Genomic DNA, 16,638 nt, shown 5'->3' with positions numbered 1-16,638 from the left:
GCCGGCGCAGCGACTTACCGACCCTGCTTCCGGTCGGCGCGGCGCGAGAGCATGTTGAGCCCTTCGATCAGCGCCGAAAAGGCCATGGCCGCATAGATGTAGCCCTTGGGCACATGCGCGCCGAAGCCCTCGCCGATCAGCGTCGTGCCGATCATCAGCAGGAAGCCGAGCGCCAGCATCACGATGGTCGGGTTCTTGTCGATGAAGCGCGCCAGCGGGTCGGCCGCGAGCAGCATCACCAGCACGGCGACCACGACGGCGATGACCATCACCGGGACATGGTCGGTCATGCCGACGGCGGTGATGATGCTGTCGATCGAGAACACCAGGTCGAGCAGCAGGATCTGGAAGATCGCGCCGCCGAAGGTGATGGCCGCCGCACCGCTGCCGTCGAAGATGTCGGGCCCGCGATTGGGGTCGACCTTGTGATGGATCTCCTTGGTCGCTTTCCAGACCAGGAACAGGCCGCCGGCGATCAGGATGATGTCGCGCCAGGAGAAGGCCTTGCCGAAGACCGAGATCACCGGCGTCGTCAGCTGCACGATGAAGGCGACGGTCGAGAGCAGGCCGAGGCGCAGGATCAGGGCGAGCCCGATGCCGATGCGCCGGCCGCGGGCGCGCTGGTGTTCGGGCAGCTTGTTCGTCAGGATCGAGATGAAGATCAGGTTGTCGATGCCGAGCACGACCTCCATCGCGATCAGTGCCCCGAGAGCCGCCCAGACGGTGGGGTCGGCGGCTAATGTCATCAGGGCGTCCATCGATGCTCCGGCATGGTCTTACCCGCGCGGTCCGGGATGGCGCGCGCTTCTGGGTCCTGCCGAAATGGGCGGCCTCTCTTGCGATGCAAGGCGGGCTGGCGAAAAAAAGCGACAAAAAAAGAGCCCCGAAGGGCTCTTTCATGTCGTCGTTCTGAAACTGGCGTTCAGGACACCGGCGTTCCGGCCGCGCCCTGCTGGGCCTGCATCTCCTCGACGCGCTGGCGATAGAGCGTCGCGAAATCGATCGGGTCGATATAGAGCGGCGGGAAGCCGCCATTGCGCACGGCGTCGGCGACGATCTGCCGGGCGAAGGGGAAGAGCAGCCGCGGGCAGTCGATCATGACCACCGCATGAAGCTGCTCCTGCGGCACGCCGACGATGCGGAACACGCCGGCATAGCTCAGCTCGAACGCGAACAGCGTGTCGTTGCCGACGGTCGCCTTGCCTTCCAGCGTCAGGATCGACTCGAACTCGGCCTCGCCGATCGCATTGGCGGTGACATTGACCTGAAGGCCGATCTGCGGGCCCTGCTGCTGCTGGCCCGAGAGCGAGCGCGGTGCGTTCGGATTCTCGAAGGAGAAGTCCTTGATGTACTGGACGAGCGTGTTGAGGCTCGGCCCCTGCTGGTTGGCGTCGCCCGCGCCATTGCCGTTTTCGTTGGCCATCGGTCCCATCGTCTTCCGGCGGCTCTGACAGAAAACCCCGCTCTCTGGCGGAAACGGTCCGTCGCGCCGCAAGCGCCGGACTCGCGTCGGCTACCATGGCGGCCGTGCCGGCACAAGCAAAGGCTCGCCGAGAACGCTTGTCGCCCCGGGGGGTGGATGTTACGAGCCTCAGTCACCATATCCCGCCGGGAGATGGTGCTGTGGTCGCGCGCCCGTCATGCGATCGTATTCTTTGAGGTTCGGATCAGCCGTCGATGCAAAACTTCGATATGACGACACTGGTCTTCCTGGCCCTGGCGGTTTTCGTCGCCTGGAAGCTGCGTTCCGTGCTCGGTCAGAAGACCGGGCATGAAAAGCCGCCGGCCGATCCGTTCCAGCGCCGCGAGACGCCGCCGCTGCGGCCCGACCAGGCGTCCCCGGCCGAAGCGCGCCGCGACAATGTCATCCGCCTGCCCGGTGCGGCCAATGATCCCGCCGCCGCGGAGGTCGCGGATGCCGATCGCTGGAAGGACATCGCGCCCGCCGGTTCGCCGATCATCGCAGGTCTCGAGGAGATCGCGCGCCAGGAGCCCGGTTTCGATCCGCGCGGTTTCCTTGGCGGTGCCAAGGCCGCCTATGAGACGATCGTCACCGCTTTCGCCCGCGGCGATCGCAAGATGCTGAAGGGGCTGCTCGCCAAGGAGGTCTATGAAGGCTTCGAGCAGGCGATCAGCGAGCGCGAGAAGCGCGGCGAGAAGGCCGAATCGAATTTCGTCTCGATCGACAAGGCCGAGATCACCGCGGTCGACGTCAAGGGCAAGACCGGCCAGGTCACCATCGCCTTCGTCTCGCAGCTGATCAGCGTCGTCCGCGATGCGCAGGGCAATGTCGTCGACGGCAGCGCCGACAGCGTCTCCGAGGTCAACGACGTCTGGACCTTCTCGCGTCAGCTCGGCAGCCGCGATCCGAACTGGCTGCTGGTCGCGACCGAATCGGCCGCGTGATCCGTGCCGCCGGTCTCGTTCTGGGGCTCTGGGCCGCAGGCGTATCGGCAGTGACGGCCAGCGCCCCACCCGCTCCTGCCGGCGCACGCATCTCGCCCGTGACGACAGGCGAGATCGCCGGCTGGACGCAGGACGACCACCGGATCGTGCTGCGTCTTTTCGCACAGGGCTGCGAGACCGATCCGCCGCTGCGCCAGGGTATCAAGCCGCCGCCCGGTCTGCCGGCGCTCTGCACCGAGGCCGCTGCCCTGTTGAAGGCGGGCGAGCCGGATCGGGTCACTGCCCGAAAGTTCTTCGAGGACCGGTTCTCGTTCTGGCGGGTCCGCCCCGCCGAGACACCGCGCGGCTTCATGACCGGCTATTTCGAGCCGGAATTCGAGGGCTCGCTGACGCAAAGCGCCGCCTTCCCGACACCGCTCTATGGCCGCCCCGTCGACCTCGTCACCAAGATGCCGGGGGATGACTGGCCCGGCTTCGACCCCGCTTTGTCCTCGGCCCGCCGCGGCGAGCGCGGCCTTGAGCCCTTCCCGGACCGTGCTGCTATCGATGACGGCGCACTCGACGGTCAGGGCCTCGAAATCCTCTGGATGCGCGATCCGGTCGACCGTTTCGTGCTGCAGGTCCAGGGTTCGGGGCGGATTCGCCTGCCGGACGGCAGGGTCACGCGGCTGGTCTATGCCGGACGCAATGGCCACCCCTACACCTCGCTCGGCCGCGAGCTCAGCCGCCGCGAGAATATTCCGCCGGCAGAGATGACCATGGACCGGCTGGTCGCGCGGCTGAAGGCCGATGCCGGTTTCGCGCGCGAGCTGATCCGCCTGAACCGCTCCTTCGTCTTCTACGCAAGGCGCGACGACCTGCCGCCGGAGGCGGGGCCGATCGGCGCCGCCGGCCTGCCGCTGACGCCGTTGCGCAGCATCGCGGTCGATCGCAGTGTCTGGCCCTATGGCATGCCGGCCTGGATCGCCGGCGAGATCCCGGACGGGACGGGGGGGTCGGAAGCGCTGTCGCGGCTCGTTCTGGCGCAGGATACCGGCTCAGCGATCCTCGGTCCCGCCCGGATCGACCTTTTCGTCGGCTCCGGCCCGCAAGCCGGCCATCGCGCCGGCCTGATCCGCCACCCCTTCGACCTGATCGTGCTCTGGCCGCGCGGGCGGGAGCGCTGAGGCGATGCCCCGCCGCCGTGGCAAATTGTTGTCCGAGGCCGAGATCGCGCTCTGGCGCCAGGTCGCGCGCACGGTGACGCCGCTCGCCGGCCGCAAGCCGGTTGAAGCGGAGCCGGAACCCGAGCTCCCGGTGCTCCAGCCCGAGCCGCCGCGGCAGGCGCCGGCCATGGCCGCGCCGAAGACGATTGCGGCAAAACCGGCGCCGCCGCCGCTCGCACCGCTGGAAAGACGGCTGCGCACCCAGCTGCGCCGCGGCCAGCAAGGCGTCGAGGCTGCGATCGATCTTCACGGCATGCGTCAGGACGAAGCCCATGCGGCCCTGCGTGGCTTTCTCCGGGTCCAGCAGATGCGCGGGGCCAAGCTCGTCCTGGTGGTGACCGGCAAGGGCGGCGCCGGCGATTTCGGCTTCGGCTCAGAACGCGGCGTCCTGCGCCGCAATGTGCCACACTGGCTCAGCCTCGCCGATCTGCGGCCGCTGGTGCTCGGCTTCGACGAGGCCGAGCAGCGCCATGGCGGTTCGGGTGCGCTCTATATCCGTCTGCGCCGGGCCCGCGGGCCGCAGCCATGACGCCCTATGGCCGCCGCGTCCGCGAATTGCGCGCCGCCCGCGGCGTCACCCTCGCCCAGATGGCGCAGGCGCTCGGCGTCACCCCGGCCTATCTCTCGGCGCTTGAGCACGGCAAGCGCGGCCAGCCGACCTTCACCCTGATTCAGGGCGCGATCCACGTCCTCGGCATCATCTGGGACGAGGCAGACGAGCTGATCCGCCTCGCCGATCTCTCGCATCCGCGCGTCACCGTCGACACCGCCGGGCTGGAACCGGAAGCGACGCTGTTCGCCAACCGGCTCGCCCGTGAGATCGAATGGCTCGGTCCGTCCGATCTCGCCGCGCTGTCATCGATCCTCGACAGCGCCGCCCGCCGCCGCGGCGGCGCTTGACCGAACCTGCGCCCGATGCGACACGCCCGCAAATCCCTCAACCTCCGGAAAGCCTCATGACCTCCAAGCGCTACGACGTGCTCGCTCTCGGCAATGCCATTGTCGACGTCATCGCCACGGCCGAGGAGGATTTCCTCGCCAGTCACGGGCTGGTGAAGGGTTCGATGGCCCTGATCGACGAGGCGCGGGCGGAGTCGCTCTATGCCGCGATGGGCCCGGGCAAGGTCATCTCAGGCGGTTCGGCGGCCAACACCATCGCCGGCCTCGCCTCCTTCGGTGGCAACGGCGCCTTCATCGGCAAGGTCAAGGCAGACGAGCTCGGCAAGCTCTACCGGCACGATCTGACCTCGCTCGGCGTCGCCTTCGACACGCCGGCGGCGGCGGACGGGCCGGCGACGGCGCGCTCCTTCATCATCGTCACGCCCGATGGCGAGCGCACCATGAACACCTATCTCGGCGCCTGCCAGGGCCTCTCCCCGGCCGATGTCGACGCTGCCGCGATCGAAAACGCCGACATCGTGTATCTCGAAGGCTATCTCTGGGATCCGCCGGCCGCCAAGGACGCCTTCCGCAAGGCGTCCGAGATCGCCCACAAGGCCGGTGGCCGCGTCGCGATCACGCTCTCCGATTCCTTCTGCGTCGATCGCTATCGGGACGAGTTCATCGGCCTCGTCCGCAATGGCATGGTCGATCTCGTCTTCGCCAATGAGCATGAACTGAAGAGCCTCTACGAAACCTCCGATTTCGACACGGCGCTTGCCGGCCTGCGCGCCGAGAACGTGCTCGCCGTCGTCACCCGTTCGGAGAACGGCGCGCTTGCCGTGACGCCGGACGGCGTCGTCGCCGAGCCGGTCTTCCCGATCGAGCGGCTGGTCGATGCGACCGGTGCCGGCGATCTCTTCGCCGCCGGCTTCCTCTTCGGCCTGACCTCGGGCCGCGAGACCCGCGACTGCCTGCGCCTCGGCGCCCTCGCCGCGGCCGAGATCATCAGCCATGTCGGGGCAAGGCCGGATGTCGGCCTGAAGACGCTCGCCGGCAATAACGGCCTGCTCTGAAGAGGTTCGTCCGGCACGCCCGCCGGACCTGCGACGGCAAGAAGAAAGCCCGGGCCGCAAGGCCCGGGCTTTCTCGTTTCAGAAGCTGCTGCCGCTCAGGCGGCGCGCTGCAATCCGAGTGCGCCCCAGATCGTGCTCAGGGCCTGGACCAGCCCTTCGATATCCTCGTCCGAATGCAGCGGCGTCGGCGTGATCCGCAGCCGCTCGGTGCCGCGCGGCACGGTCGGGTAGTTGATCGGCTGGACATAGAGCGAGAAGCGCGCCAGCAGCTCGTCGCTGATCTGCTTGCAGCGCGCGGCATCGCCGACCATCACCGGCACGATATGGCTGGGATTGGGCAGATGCGGGATGCCGGCCTCGTCGAGGCGCCGGCGCAAGGTGGCTACTCGGTCCTGCTGGCCCTCGCGCTCGGCCGAGCTCGCCTTGAGATGGCGGATGGCGGCGAGCGCCCCGGCGGCGAGTGCCGGCGGCAGCGAGCTCGAGAAGATGAAGCCGGAGGCGAAGCTGCGGATATAGTCGCAGAGCGCGGCCGAGCCGGTGATGTAGCCGCCCATCACGCCGAAGGACTTGGCCAGCGTGCCCTCGATCAGGTCGAGTCGGTGAGTCAGGCCATCGCGCTCGCTGACGCCGCCGCCGCGCGGCCCGTAGAGCCCGACGGCGTGGACCTCGTCGATATAGGTCATCGCCCCGAATTCCTCGGCAATGTCGCAGAATTCGGCGATCGGGGCGATGTCGCCATCCATCGAGTAGACCGATTCGAAGGCGATCAGCTTCGGCCGGGCCGGATCCATCGCCTGCAGCTTGCGGCGCAGGTCGGCGGGATCGTTATGGGCGAAGATCGCCTTGTCGGCGCGCGAATGGCGGATGCCCTCGATCATCGAGGCGTGGTTCAGCGCATCGGTCAGCACGATGCAGCCGGGAATGCGCGAGGCCAGCGTCGAGAGCGAGGCCCAGTTCGACATGTAGCCGGAATTGAACAGCAGCGCCGATTCCTTGCCGTGCAGATCGGCAAGCTCGCGCTCGAGCAGGACATGGTAGTGATTGGTACCGGCGATGTTGCGCGTGCCGCCGGCGCCGGCGCCGCAGCCGTCGATCGCCTCATGCATGGCCGCGATCACCACCGGGTGCTGGCCCATGCCGAGATAGTCGTTCGAGCACCAGACGGTGACCTCGCGCGGCGTGCCCTCGCCATGATAGATCGCGCGCGGAAACCTGCCGGCGCAGCGCTCCAGATCGGCGAAAACGCGGTAGCGGCCTTCCTTGCGGAGCTGGCTCAACTCCTCGCGGAAAAAGCTCTCGAAATCCATCGCAACCTCCTGCGCCGCCTTCATTGTGCATTGCGCGCCGCAGGTAAAGGCGCAGCAATGTCGCGGGTTGGGCCGGCAAAGCGCTTGCAGGCGCCGATAACCGGCCGCAACCAGCTTCCCATTTCCTGCGATCCGGTTCTAGATCGGGATCTGCTGAAACGGGGACTGGCCATGGCCGTAACGATCGATGGACGCACGCTGAAGGGCAGGCAGGTGCTGCGCGTGGCGCGGCCGGGTGCCTCCGGCCGCTATGAGAAGGCGAGCCTCGCCCCTGCCGCCCGCGCCGCCATCGCCGCGACGCGGGCGCATATCGACGCGAACTTCATGAACGACGAGGCGCCGTTCATGTACTCCTTCAACACCGGCGTCGGCCTGTTCAAGGACCAGCGCGTGCTGATGGCGGAGATGACCGAATATCAGCGCAAGAGCGTCTACGCCCATGCCACGGGCGTCGGCGAGCCCTTCGCCGAGGATGTCACCCGCGCCACCATGCTGCTGCGCGCCAATGCCTTCGCCTCGAACTATTCCGGCCCGCAGGTCGAACTGGTCGAGCGCCTGCTCGCTTGCCTGAATGCCGGGGTCCACCCGGTCATCCCGCAGAAGGGCTCGGTCGGCGCTTCCGGCGATCTTGCCCCGCTCGCCCATATGGCCGCCGCGGTCTGTGGCTTCGCGGAGGCCGAAGCGGTCTACAAGGGCAGGCGCATGCCGGCGCGCGAAGCGCTGGCCAAGGCCGGCCTCGCGCCCGATTTCCCGCTCGGCGCCAAGGATGCCTCGGCCCTGATCAATGGCTCGACGGTCTCGCTCGCGCTGGGCGTGCTCGCCACCGAGGATGCCAAGCACCTGATCAAGGCCGCCGATATCGGGCTTGCGCTCTCGCTCGAGGCGATGCGCGGCGAGCTCGCCGCCTTCGATCCGCGCGTCCATGCCGCGCGCCCGCATCCCGGCCAGGCGCTGGTCGCCCGCAACATCCTGAAGTTGACGCAGGGCTCGCAGCGCTGCTCGGCCGCGGCGCGCGAGACGATCTATCCCGATGAGATCGGCCGTACGCCCGGTAAGCCGCCGGCGCCGCGCGTGCAGGACGTCTACTCGCTGCGCTGCGCCCCGCAGGTCCACGGACCGGCCCGCGAGGCGCTCGACTATGTCTCCCGCATCATTGCGACCGAGACCAATTCGGCCACCGACAACCCGCTGATCTTCCCCGATGGCGGCGGCTACCAGGTGATCTCCGGCGGCCATTTCCACGGTCAGTACGTGGCGCAGGCCATGGACCTGCTGGCGATCGCGATGACCGATCTCGGCTCGATCTGCGAGCGCCGCCTCGCCAGGCTGATCGACCCGACGCTGAGCTACGGCCTGCCGCGCAATCTGCTTGCCGGCAAGCGCGGCCTGAATACCGGCTTCGCCACCGTGCAGTGCTCGCTCTCGGCGCTGGTGATGGAGAACCGCACCCTGTCTTCGCCGGGCTCGGTCGATTCGATTCCCGGCAAGTCCAATGCCGAGGACCATGTCTCGAACTCGACCTGGTGCGGCCGCAAGGCCCGCACCGTGGTCGAGAATGTCGAGATGATCATCGCTGGCGAGATCCTGATGGCCTGTCAGGCGCTGTCGCTGATCGCCGAGGCTGCCAAGGCCCATCCGCTCGGCAAGGGCACGCAGGCGGCGCTGGACGCGGTCCGCGAGACGATTCCCCCGGCGCTCGACGGCGACCGCTGGTACGCCGCCGAGATGAACCAGGCGACGGCGCTGGTCCGCTCCGGCGCGATCGTCGAGGCGGTCGAGGCGGCGGTCGGGGCGCTGGAGTAGCGTCGAAGCTTCGCCTCTTTCGTCATGGTCGGGCTTGTCCCGACCATCCACGTCTTCACTTCAACGGCTGTGTCCGGTGTTCAAGACGTGGATGCTCGCCACAAGGGCGAGCATGACGGCGTTGGCTATCAAACGCTGCTCAGTACAACGTCGCCCTGACCCGCTCCGGCAGCGCCTTGTCATAGGCCTCGCCATCGAAGGTCTCGACCGCCGGCGCCCGCGCCGTGATCTCACGCAGGATCGTGCCGGCGCTCGGCAGGCTGCGCTTGTCGACCTGAGCCGCGGGATTCCAGAGATCGGCCCGGACCACGGCGCGCGAGCACTGGAAGTAGACCGACTCCACCGAGACGACCATCACGCAGGCGGGTAGCTTGCCGGCCATGTCGAAGCGCGCGCAGAGCGCGGGATCGCTCGAAAGCACCGCAGTGCCGTTGACGCGCAGGGTTTCGCCGTAGCCGGGGACCAGAAAGAGCATTCCGATTCGATTGTCGAACAGGATATTCTTGAGCGAATCCAGGCGGTTATTACCTCTTCGGTCGGGAATCAGCAGCGTTTTGGCGTCGCTCACCGTGACAAAGCCCGGCTGATCGCCGCGCGGCGAGCAATCCAGCCCGTCCGGACCATTGGTCGCGAGCACGAAAAACGGCGAGGCGGCGATCAGCGCCGCATAGTTCGCATCGACATGGTCGATCTCCTTGAGGAGCGAGGCCGGTGCGACGGGGTTCGGATAGAGCGAGGCGAGCTGGTCCAGCGAGGTGATGCGATGGGCGGTCATGCCGGTCTCCGAGGCAGATAAGTCTAGACTATTTGAGTTCGCTGCGTCGCACCAGAGGGATCGCCAAAAGAAAACGCCCCCGCATCCTGCGATGCGGGGGCGTTCTGATTCACGTGAAACGCTTTGAGGGCGCTGCAGGCCCTACTCGGCCTGCTGCTTCTCGCGGCTCTTCTCGGCGTCGCGGGCGGCCTTCAGCTTCTCGGTGATGTCCTCGCCGGTCTGCTGGTCGACGACCTTCATCGAGAGGCGGATCTTGCCGCGATCATCCTGGCCGAGGAACTTGACCTTGACCTTGTCGCCTTCCTTGACGACGTCCGAGACCTTCTGGACGCGCTGGGCGGCGAGCTCGGAGATATGGACGAGCCCGTCCTTGGCGCCGAAGAAGTTCACGAAGGCGCCGAACTCCATGATCTTCACGACGGTGCCGTCATAGATCATGCCCGGCTCCGCCTCGGAGACGATCGACTTGATCCACTTGATCGCCGCTTCGATCGACTTGCCGTCGGCCGAGGCGATCTTGATGGTGCCGTCGTCCTCGATGTTGACCTTGGCGCCGGTCTTCTCGACGATCTCGCGGATGACCTTGCCGCCGGAGCCGATGACTTCGCGGATCTTGTCGACCGGGATCTTCATCGTCTCGATGCGCGGCGCATACTCGCCGAGCTGGGTGCGCGAGGCCGAGAGGGCCTTGGCCATCTCGCCGAGGATGTGGTCGCGACCGCCCTTGGCCTGGCCGAGGGCGACCTTCATGATCTCCTCGGTGATGCCGGCGATCTTGATGTCCATCTGCAGCGAGGTGATGCCCTCGGCGGTGCCGGCGACCTTGAAGTCCATGTCGCCGAGATGGTCCTCGTCACCCAGAATGTCGGAGAGCACCGCGAAGCGCTCGCCTTCCAGGATCAGGCCCATGGCGATGCCCGCGACCGGCGCCTTCAGCGGCACGCCGGCATCCATCAGCGCCAGCGAGGTGCCGCAGACGGTGGCCATCGAGGAGGAACCGTTCGACTCGGTGATCTCCGAGACGACGCGGATCGTGTAGGGGAACTCCGCCTTGGCCGGCAGCATCGGGCGGATGGCGCGCCAGGCGAGCTTGCCATGGCCGATCTCGCGGCGGCCGGGCGAACCCATGCGGCCGGTCTCGCCGACCGAATAGGGCGGGAAGTTGTAGTGCAGCAGGAAGGTCTCCTTGTAGGTGCCTTCCAGCGAGTCGATGAACTGCTCGTCATCGCCCGTGCCGAGCGTGGTCACGACCAGCGCCTGGGTCTCGCCGCGGGTGAACAGCGAGGAGCCATGGGTGCGCGGCAGGACGCCGGCTTCCGCCACGATCTTGCGCACCGTCTTGACGTCGCGCCCGTCGATGCGGATGCCGTCGTCGAGGATGTTCCAGCGCACGATCTTGGCCTGGGCTTCCTTGAACTGGGCCCCGACCTTCTCCTTGCTGAAGGTCGAAACGCCGTCCGGCGCATCCGAGACCAGCGCGGCGACGACCTTGGCCTTGACGGCGTCGACCGCCGCATAGCGCTCGGCCTTGGCGGTGATCTTGTAGGCGGCGCGCAGCTCGGCCTCGCCGATCTTCATGATCGCGTCGAGCACGGCCTGGTCGTCCGGCGGGTTGAACTCGCGCGGCTCCTTGGCGGCCTTCTCGGCCAGGCGGATGATGGCGTCGATCACCGGCTGGAAGTGCTTGTGGCCGAACATCACGGCGCCGAGCATGATCTCCTCGGAGAGCTCCTTGGCCTCCGACTCGACCATCAGGACGGCGTCCTGGGTGCCGGCGACGACGAGATCGAGCGCCGATTCCTTCACTTCGTCGATCAGCGGGTTGAGCTTGTAGGCGCCGTCGACATAGCCGACGCGGGCGGCGCCGACCGGGCCCATGAAGGGCACGCCGGAGAGCGTCAGCGCGGCGGAGGCGGCGACCATGGCGACGATGTCGGGATCATTCTCGAGATCGTGCTGCAGCACGGTCACGATCACCTGGGTGTCGTTCTTGTAGCCTTCGGCGAAGAGCGGGCGGATCGGCCGGTCGATCAGGCGCGAGACCAGCGTCTCCTTCTCGGTCGGGCGTCCCTCGCGCTTGAAGTAGCCGCCGGGGATGCGGCCGGCCGCGAAGGTCTTCTCCTGGTAGTTCACCGTCAGCGGGAAGAAGTCGAAGCCCGGCTTCGGCTCCTTGGCCGAGACGATGGTGGCGAGCACCACGGTCTCGCCATAGGTGGCGAGCACGGCGCCGTCGGCCTGGCGGGCGATCTTGCCGGTTTCGAGCACGAGCTTGCGCCCGCCCCAGATCAGCTCTTCGGTTTGGATGTCGAACATGGATTTTCTTTCGGTCGGATGCGACCCGCCCGGCGCCCTTTGGCCCATGGGCAAGACGGCAAAACGCTCGGTCGTACATTGCAGCCGCGCCCGAGCGCTCGGCGATCCTGCCATGGGCGTCGGCGACGCCCGGTGGATCATGCGGAAAGCCGCCCCATGCGGCCGCCGCATTGAGAAGGGCAATGCCGCACCATTGCGGCGGCCCCCTTAGAAGAACCGCCCGGAGCGGCGAGGCACCGGGCGGGAACTCATTCGGCGATCAGCGGCGGATGCCGAGCTTCTCGATCAGCGAGCGATAGCGCGCTTCGCTCTTGCCCTTGAGATAGTCGAGCAGCGAACGACGCTGGGAGACCATCTTGAGCAGGCCGCGACGCGAATGGTTGTCCTTGTGATGGGACTTGAAGTGGCCGGTCAGATTGTTGATGCGCTCCGTCAGGATCGCGATCTGGACTTCCGGCGAGCCGGTGTCGTTCGGCTTGGTGGCATGTTCCTTCACGAGCGCGGTCTTGCGCTCAGCAGTGATCGACATCGTGCTTTCCTTCGGTTCGAATGTTGATCTGGCGGGCCTTAGCCGGGATGTCGTCCAGCAGGGTCCGAAGCCCGCATCGCCTCATCGCGGAGGGGATGCGCCGCCGGCAGCAGAGGCCGGTTGGCAGCGGCATATACACGAAAACGCCGGAAAGGCTAGCGGCACGCCGGAACCTTGGTCCGCGCCGTCGGTTGACCAGAGCGTATCAGTCACCAGCCCGGGGGGCGATATCATGCGCCAGCTGCCGAAGGACCGCCTCATCGCCGCGCTCGGCGCTCAGCTCCTGGCCGAGCGAGAGACCCGCGACGCCTTGCGCGAGGTCATCGCCAATGGCCAGCTCGACCGCGAAGTCCTGCTCGCCATCCTTGCCGACCCTGTGCCCGTCGTCACCAGCGACGAACTGGCACGCGCCGAGGCCTGGCTGCGCGAGCTGCCCCCCGCCCTGCCGTCGCGCCGGCCTGCCCTGAGGGCGGCCTGATGGCCCCGCGCCCGGCCTGGAAGGGCTATCTCAAGCTCTCGCTGGTCTCGTGCGCTGTCGAACTGACTTCGGCGACCGACCATGGCGAGAAGGTCTCCTTCCGCGTCATCAACCGCAAGACCGGCAACACTGTCCGCCGCCAATATATCGACAGCGTCAGCGGCAAGCCGGTCGATCCCGATGACGAGGTCAAGGGCTACGAGATCGGCAGCGACGAATACCTGCTCGTCGAGGAGGGCGAGATCGACGCGGTCCAGATCGAGAGTTCGCACACGCTCTCGATCGAGCAATTCGTCGACCGCGCCGCGATCCCGCAGATCTATTTCGACCAGCCCTATTATCTCAGCCCCTCCGACGAGGTCTCAGAAGAGGCCTTCGCGGTGATCCGCGAGGCGATGGCGAAGCAGAAGAAGGCCGGCATCGCCCGCATCGTGCTCTATCGCCGCGAGCGGCCGGTGATGATCGAGCCCTTCGACAAGGGGCTGCTGCTGACGACGCTGCGCTACGACAAGACCGTGCGCCAGCCGGACGGGGTCTTCGACGGGCTGCGCAAGGGCAAGCTCGATCCGGAACTCGTCGATCTCGCCACCCACATCATCGAGAAGAAGCAGGCGAAGTTCGATCCGACCGGCTTCGAGGATCGCTACGAGGAAGCGCTGCTCGCGCTGATCGAGGCCAAGCGCAAGGGCAAGAAGCCGCCAGTCGCGAAGCCGGCCGAGCGTCCCACCAATGTCGTCAACCTGTTCGAGGCGCTGAAGAAGAGCCTCGGTGAGGAGAAGGACTCGTTACGCGAGCCGCCGCGCAAGAGCTCTTCGCAGCGCAAGGCCTCGTCCGGGGCCGGCAAGCCGACGAAGAAACCGGCCGCTGCCAAGACCAGGAAGAGTGCCTGACCCGCGGCGGAGGGCGCCATGGCCAATCTCGACCTCTACCGTTCGAAACGCGACTTTTCACGGACGCGGGAGCCGAAAGGCACGGCGAAAGGCCGGAGCAGGGCGGAACAAGCCGGCGGCGCCTTCGTCGTCCACAAGCATGCTGCCCGCCGCCTGCACTACGATCTCCGGCTCGAGCATGGCGGCGTGCTCTGGTCCTGGGCGGTGACGCGCGGCCCGAGCCTCGACCCCGCCGAGAAGCGTCTCGCGGTCCATGTCGAGGATCACCCCCTCGAATATGGCGGCTTCGAGGGCACGATTCCCGAGGGCGAATACGGCGCCGGCTCGGTCATCATCTGGGACGAGGGCAAGTGGATCCCCGAGGGGAACCCCGCCCGCGGCATGGAGAAAGGCCATCTCGCCTTCACGCTCGAAGGCCACAAGCTCGGCGGCCGCTGGCATCTGGTGCGGCTGAAACCGCGCCGGGGCGAGAAGCGCGACAACTGGCTGCTGATCAAGGTCGACGACGATTTTGCCCGTGATGATGAGGATATCCTGGAGGCGGCGCCGGACTCGGTGGTTTCGGGCAAGAGCGTCGAAGAGGTTGGCGACGATCCCGCAGGCGACGTCTGGTCGACCGACGAGAAGCCTGCGAAAGGGCGCAATCCCAGGGAGGCCAAGGCAAAAGCCAAAGCGCCCGGAGCCAAGACCGTCCGCTCGGCGAAAGCCGAAAGCGAGCCGCTGCCGCGCTTCGTCGAGCCATGCCTCGCGACCCTGGAGGACAAGCCCCCAGCCGGCGAGCATTGGCTGCACGAGGTCAAGTTCGACGGTTACAGGCTGCAGGCGCGGATATCCGGGGGAAAGGTCAAGCTGCACACTCGTACCGGCCTCGACTGGAGCGATCGCTTCGGAGACCAGATTGCCGCTGCCTTCGCGGCACTTCCCTGCGACACTGCGCTGATCGACGGTGAAGTCGTGGCGCTGGGCAAGGACGGCATCTCCTCATTTTCAGCGTTGCAGGCGGCCCTGTCGGACGGCGAGGCCACAGACCTCGTTTTCTATGCCTTTGACCTGCTCCATCTCGACGGTGAGGATCTGCGGGTGGAACCGCTGCTCGCGCGCAAGGAAAGGCTGGAGGAGCTGCTGCAGGCTGCGAAACCCGACGCCGCCCTGCGCTTCAGCGAGCACTTCGTCGAGCCCGGCCAGACCATGCTGCGCCATGCCTGCCGCATGGGGCTGGAGGGCGTGATCTCGAAGCGGGTGGAGGCGCCGTATCGCAGTGGCCGGGGCCGCGACTGGATCAAGTCAAAATGCACGCAGCGCCAGGAATTCGTCATTGCCGGCTATGTCCCGTCCAAAGCGTCGCGCAACCAGCTCGGCTCGCTCGTCCTCGGCTATCATGAAGGCGGAGAACTGAAGCCGGCAGGCCGCGTCGGCACCGGCTTCACCCGCAAATCGGCCGCAAACCTGAAGCGGCGGCTCGACGCGATCGCCGCTGAAACCGCGCCTTTCGAGGGGGCGGCGGGGCGCGAGCGTGGTATCGTCTGGGTCAAGCCTGAACTCGTCGCCGAGATCGCCTTCGGCTCCTGGACGGCCTCGAAGACGCTGCGGCATTCGGCCTTCCTCGGCCTGCGCGAGGACAAGCCGGCTGATGAAGTGATCGAGGAGAAGCCGACCAAGGCTTCGGCGAACAGGGCGCGATCAGCGGCAAAGCTGGTGCCGCCGAGGGCACCCCGGCGGGAGACCACCGTGACGTTGAGCAACCCCGACAAGCCGCTCTGGCCCGATATCGGCTTCACCAAGCAGAACCTGCTCGACTACTACGCCAGTGTCTGGGAGCGCATGGCGCCCTTCGTCGTCGAACGACCCCTGAGTCTGCTGCGCGCGCCGGACGGGATCGGCGGCCAGGTCTTCTTCCAGAAGCATGCCGGCGCCGGGCTGCACAAATCCATCTCCCGGATGAAGGACAAGGATGGCGAGGAGCTGCTCTTCATCCGCGATTTCGATGGTCTTGCGGCGCTCGTTCAGCTCGGCACGGTCGAGATCCATCTCTGGGGCGCGAAGGTGGATGCCGTCGAAACCCCGGATCAGGTGATCTTCGACCTCGACCCGGACAAGAGCGTGCCGATGGAGCGGGTGCGCGCGGCGGCGCTGACGGTCCGCGCTCGCCTTGATGAGCTCGGTTTTGCGAGCTTCCTCAAGACCTCCGGCGGCAAGGGTTTCCATGTTGTGATGCCGCTGAAGCCCAAGGCCGGCTGGGACGAGATCAAGGCGTTCGCCCGTGATTTCGCCAAGGCGATGGAGCAGGCGCAGCCGAAGCTCTACACGGCGACCCTGTCGAAGCAGGCGCGCAAGGGTCGGATCTTCGTCGACTATCTCCGCAATGGCCGCGGTGCGACCGCGATCGCCCCCTTCTCGACCCGCGCCCGTCCCGGCGCGGCCGTCGCCATGCCGGTGGCCTGGGAGATGCTGGAAGAAGGCTTGGCGCCGGATGCCTTCAAGGCGCAGGAGATCATGGATAAGGACCTCCCGGCGGATGCCTGGGCCGAATTCTTTGCGCCGAAGCGGGCTCTCAAGGGCCGCTGATCAAGCGGCGACCTCGCCGCGGTCATAGCGCCGCTGGGCTTCCTCGACCTCGCCGATATGGGCCTCGGCCCATTGCGTCAGCGCCTGCACGGTGCTGGCGAGCGTCCGCCCGAGCGGCGTCAGCGCATATTCGACGGTGACCGGCACCGTCGCGAAGGCGCGCCGGCTGATCAGCCCGTCGCGTTCCAGGCTCTTCAGCGTCTGCGACAGCATTTTCTGTGAGATGCTGTCGATCCGCCGGCGCAGTTCGTTGAAGCGCAGCGTCTCCTGCTCGAGCAGGATCAGGATCAGAACCGCCCATTTGTCGCCGATCCGGTTGTGCACGGCGGTGAGAAAACCATCCAGTGAAGCGCCGGCGCTTGTGCGGGCGCGGGCGGTGTAAAAGTCGTCCACTGGATAGGCTGGCCCCTTT

Annotated in this window: 16 protein-coding genes; 9 read left to right on the top strand and 7 right to left on the bottom strand. The window is 67.0% G+C overall.

The features are described from left to right. Positions 1-14 precede the first annotated feature (14 nt). Both ACWGRX_RS24965 and secB read right to left on the bottom strand, forming a co-directional pair. On the bottom strand, positions 15-758 hold the full coding sequence (locus tag ACWGRX_RS24965) for a TerC family protein (protein WP_291637501.1): 744 nt from the start codon (positions 756-758) through the stop codon (positions 15-17). Between the two features lie 164 nt (positions 759-922). Further along, the gene (secB, locus tag ACWGRX_RS24960; RefSeq protein ID WP_452119749.1) at positions 923-1,432 is read right to left on the bottom strand and encodes a protein-export chaperone SecB; all 510 of its coding nucleotides are present in this window, start codon (positions 1,430-1,432) and stop codon (positions 923-925) included. 245 nt (positions 1,433-1,677) lie between these two features. Between secB and ACWGRX_RS24955 the strand changes: the two genes are divergently transcribed. The 5 genes from ACWGRX_RS24955 to ACWGRX_RS24935 are packed head-to-tail and all read left to right on the top strand — an operon-like array spanning position 1,678 to position 5,566. Then, positions 1,678-2,406, top strand: coding sequence for a Tim44/TimA family putative adaptor protein (locus ACWGRX_RS24955; protein WP_291637505.1), 729 nt, complete (start codon positions 1,678-1,680; stop codon positions 2,404-2,406). Next, positions 2,403-3,572, top strand: coding sequence for a murein transglycosylase A (mltA, locus tag ACWGRX_RS24950; RefSeq protein ID WP_452119748.1), 1,170 nt, complete (start codon positions 2,403-2,405; stop codon positions 3,570-3,572). Before ACWGRX_RS24955 ends, mltA begins: the two co-directional genes overlap by 4 nt. A gap of 4 nt (positions 3,573-3,576) precedes the next feature. Beyond that, on the top strand, positions 3,577-4,140 hold the full coding sequence (locus ACWGRX_RS24945) for a Smr/MutS family protein (protein WP_291650292.1): 564 nt from the start codon (positions 3,577-3,579) through the stop codon (positions 4,138-4,140). Continuing rightward, the gene (locus tag ACWGRX_RS24940) at positions 4,137-4,511 is read left to right on the top strand and encodes a helix-turn-helix domain-containing protein (RefSeq protein ID WP_291637511.1); all 375 of its coding nucleotides are present in this window, start codon (positions 4,137-4,139) and stop codon (positions 4,509-4,511) included. Before ACWGRX_RS24945 ends, ACWGRX_RS24940 begins: the two co-directional genes overlap by 4 nt. Positions 4,512-4,567: 56 nt before the next feature. After that, on the top strand, positions 4,568-5,566 hold the full coding sequence (locus ACWGRX_RS24935; RefSeq protein ID WP_452119747.1) for an adenosine kinase: 999 nt from the start codon (positions 4,568-4,570) through the stop codon (positions 5,564-5,566). Positions 5,567-5,661: 95 nt separating this feature from the next. Here ACWGRX_RS24935 and hemA read toward each other — a convergent pair whose 3' ends face one another. Next, positions 5,662-6,873, bottom strand: a complete 1,212-nt coding sequence (gene hemA, locus ACWGRX_RS24930) for a 5-aminolevulinate synthase (RefSeq protein ID WP_291637515.1) — start codon at positions 6,871-6,873, stop codon at positions 5,662-5,664. A gap of 171 nt (positions 6,874-7,044) precedes the next feature. Here hemA and ACWGRX_RS24925 point away from each other — a divergent pair, with 171 nt between their 5' ends. Further along, a complete protein-coding gene (locus ACWGRX_RS24925) occupies positions 7,045-8,676 on the top strand; it encodes an HAL/PAL/TAL family ammonia-lyase (RefSeq protein ID WP_452119746.1) in 1,632 nt (543 codons plus the stop codon). Positions 8,677-8,815: 139 nt separating this feature from the next. Here the strand turns inward: ACWGRX_RS24925 and ACWGRX_RS24920 are convergent, their stop codons facing one another. From ACWGRX_RS24920 to rpsO, 3 genes are all read right to left on the bottom strand, one after another. Next, the gene (locus tag ACWGRX_RS24920) at positions 8,816-9,451 is read right to left on the bottom strand and encodes a pyridoxamine 5'-phosphate oxidase family protein (RefSeq protein ID WP_452119745.1); all 636 of its coding nucleotides are present in this window, start codon (positions 9,449-9,451) and stop codon (positions 8,816-8,818) included. 141 nt (positions 9,452-9,592) lie between these two features. Beyond that, complete coding sequence (gene pnp, locus ACWGRX_RS24915) at positions 9,593-11,764, bottom strand: polyribonucleotide nucleotidyltransferase (protein WP_291637521.1); 2,172 nt, start codon at positions 11,762-11,764, stop codon at positions 9,593-9,595. Positions 11,765-12,023: 259 nt separating this feature from the next. Beyond that, positions 12,024-12,293, bottom strand: coding sequence for a 30S ribosomal protein S15 (gene rpsO, locus ACWGRX_RS24910; RefSeq protein WP_291637523.1), 270 nt, complete (start codon positions 12,291-12,293; stop codon positions 12,024-12,026). A gap of 232 nt (positions 12,294-12,525) precedes the next feature. Between rpsO and ACWGRX_RS24905 the strand changes: the two genes are divergently transcribed. The 3 genes from ACWGRX_RS24905 to ligD are packed head-to-tail and all read left to right on the top strand — an operon-like array spanning position 12,526 to position 16,226. Next, a complete protein-coding gene (locus ACWGRX_RS24905; protein WP_452119744.1) occupies positions 12,526-12,771 on the top strand; it encodes a hypothetical protein in 246 nt (81 codons plus the stop codon). Next, the gene (ku, locus tag ACWGRX_RS24900) at positions 12,771-13,661 is read left to right on the top strand and encodes a non-homologous end joining protein Ku (protein WP_452119743.1); all 891 of its coding nucleotides are present in this window, start codon (positions 12,771-12,773) and stop codon (positions 13,659-13,661) included. Before ACWGRX_RS24905 ends, ku begins: the two co-directional genes overlap by 1 nt. Positions 13,662-13,679: 18 nt before the next feature. Continuing rightward, positions 13,680-16,226: a DNA ligase D gene (ligD, locus tag ACWGRX_RS24895; protein WP_452119742.1), complete on the top strand. Its 2,547-nt coding sequence runs from the start codon at positions 13,680-13,682 to the stop codon at positions 16,224-16,226. On the opposite strand, the gene ACWGRX_RS24890 is transcribed toward ligD, so the two are convergent. Next, the gene (locus ACWGRX_RS24890; RefSeq protein WP_452119769.1) at positions 16,227-16,571 is read right to left on the bottom strand and encodes a winged helix-turn-helix transcriptional regulator; all 345 of its coding nucleotides are present in this window, start codon (positions 16,569-16,571) and stop codon (positions 16,227-16,229) included. It lies immediately after the preceding gene. Between the last annotated feature and the right edge of the window lie 67 nt (positions 16,572-16,638).

Source organism: Allobosea sp. NPDC055594 (genome assembly GCF_053618995.1).
Note: the sequence above shows the minus strand (reverse complement) of the source record. Positions and strands in the feature narration are given on the sequence as shown.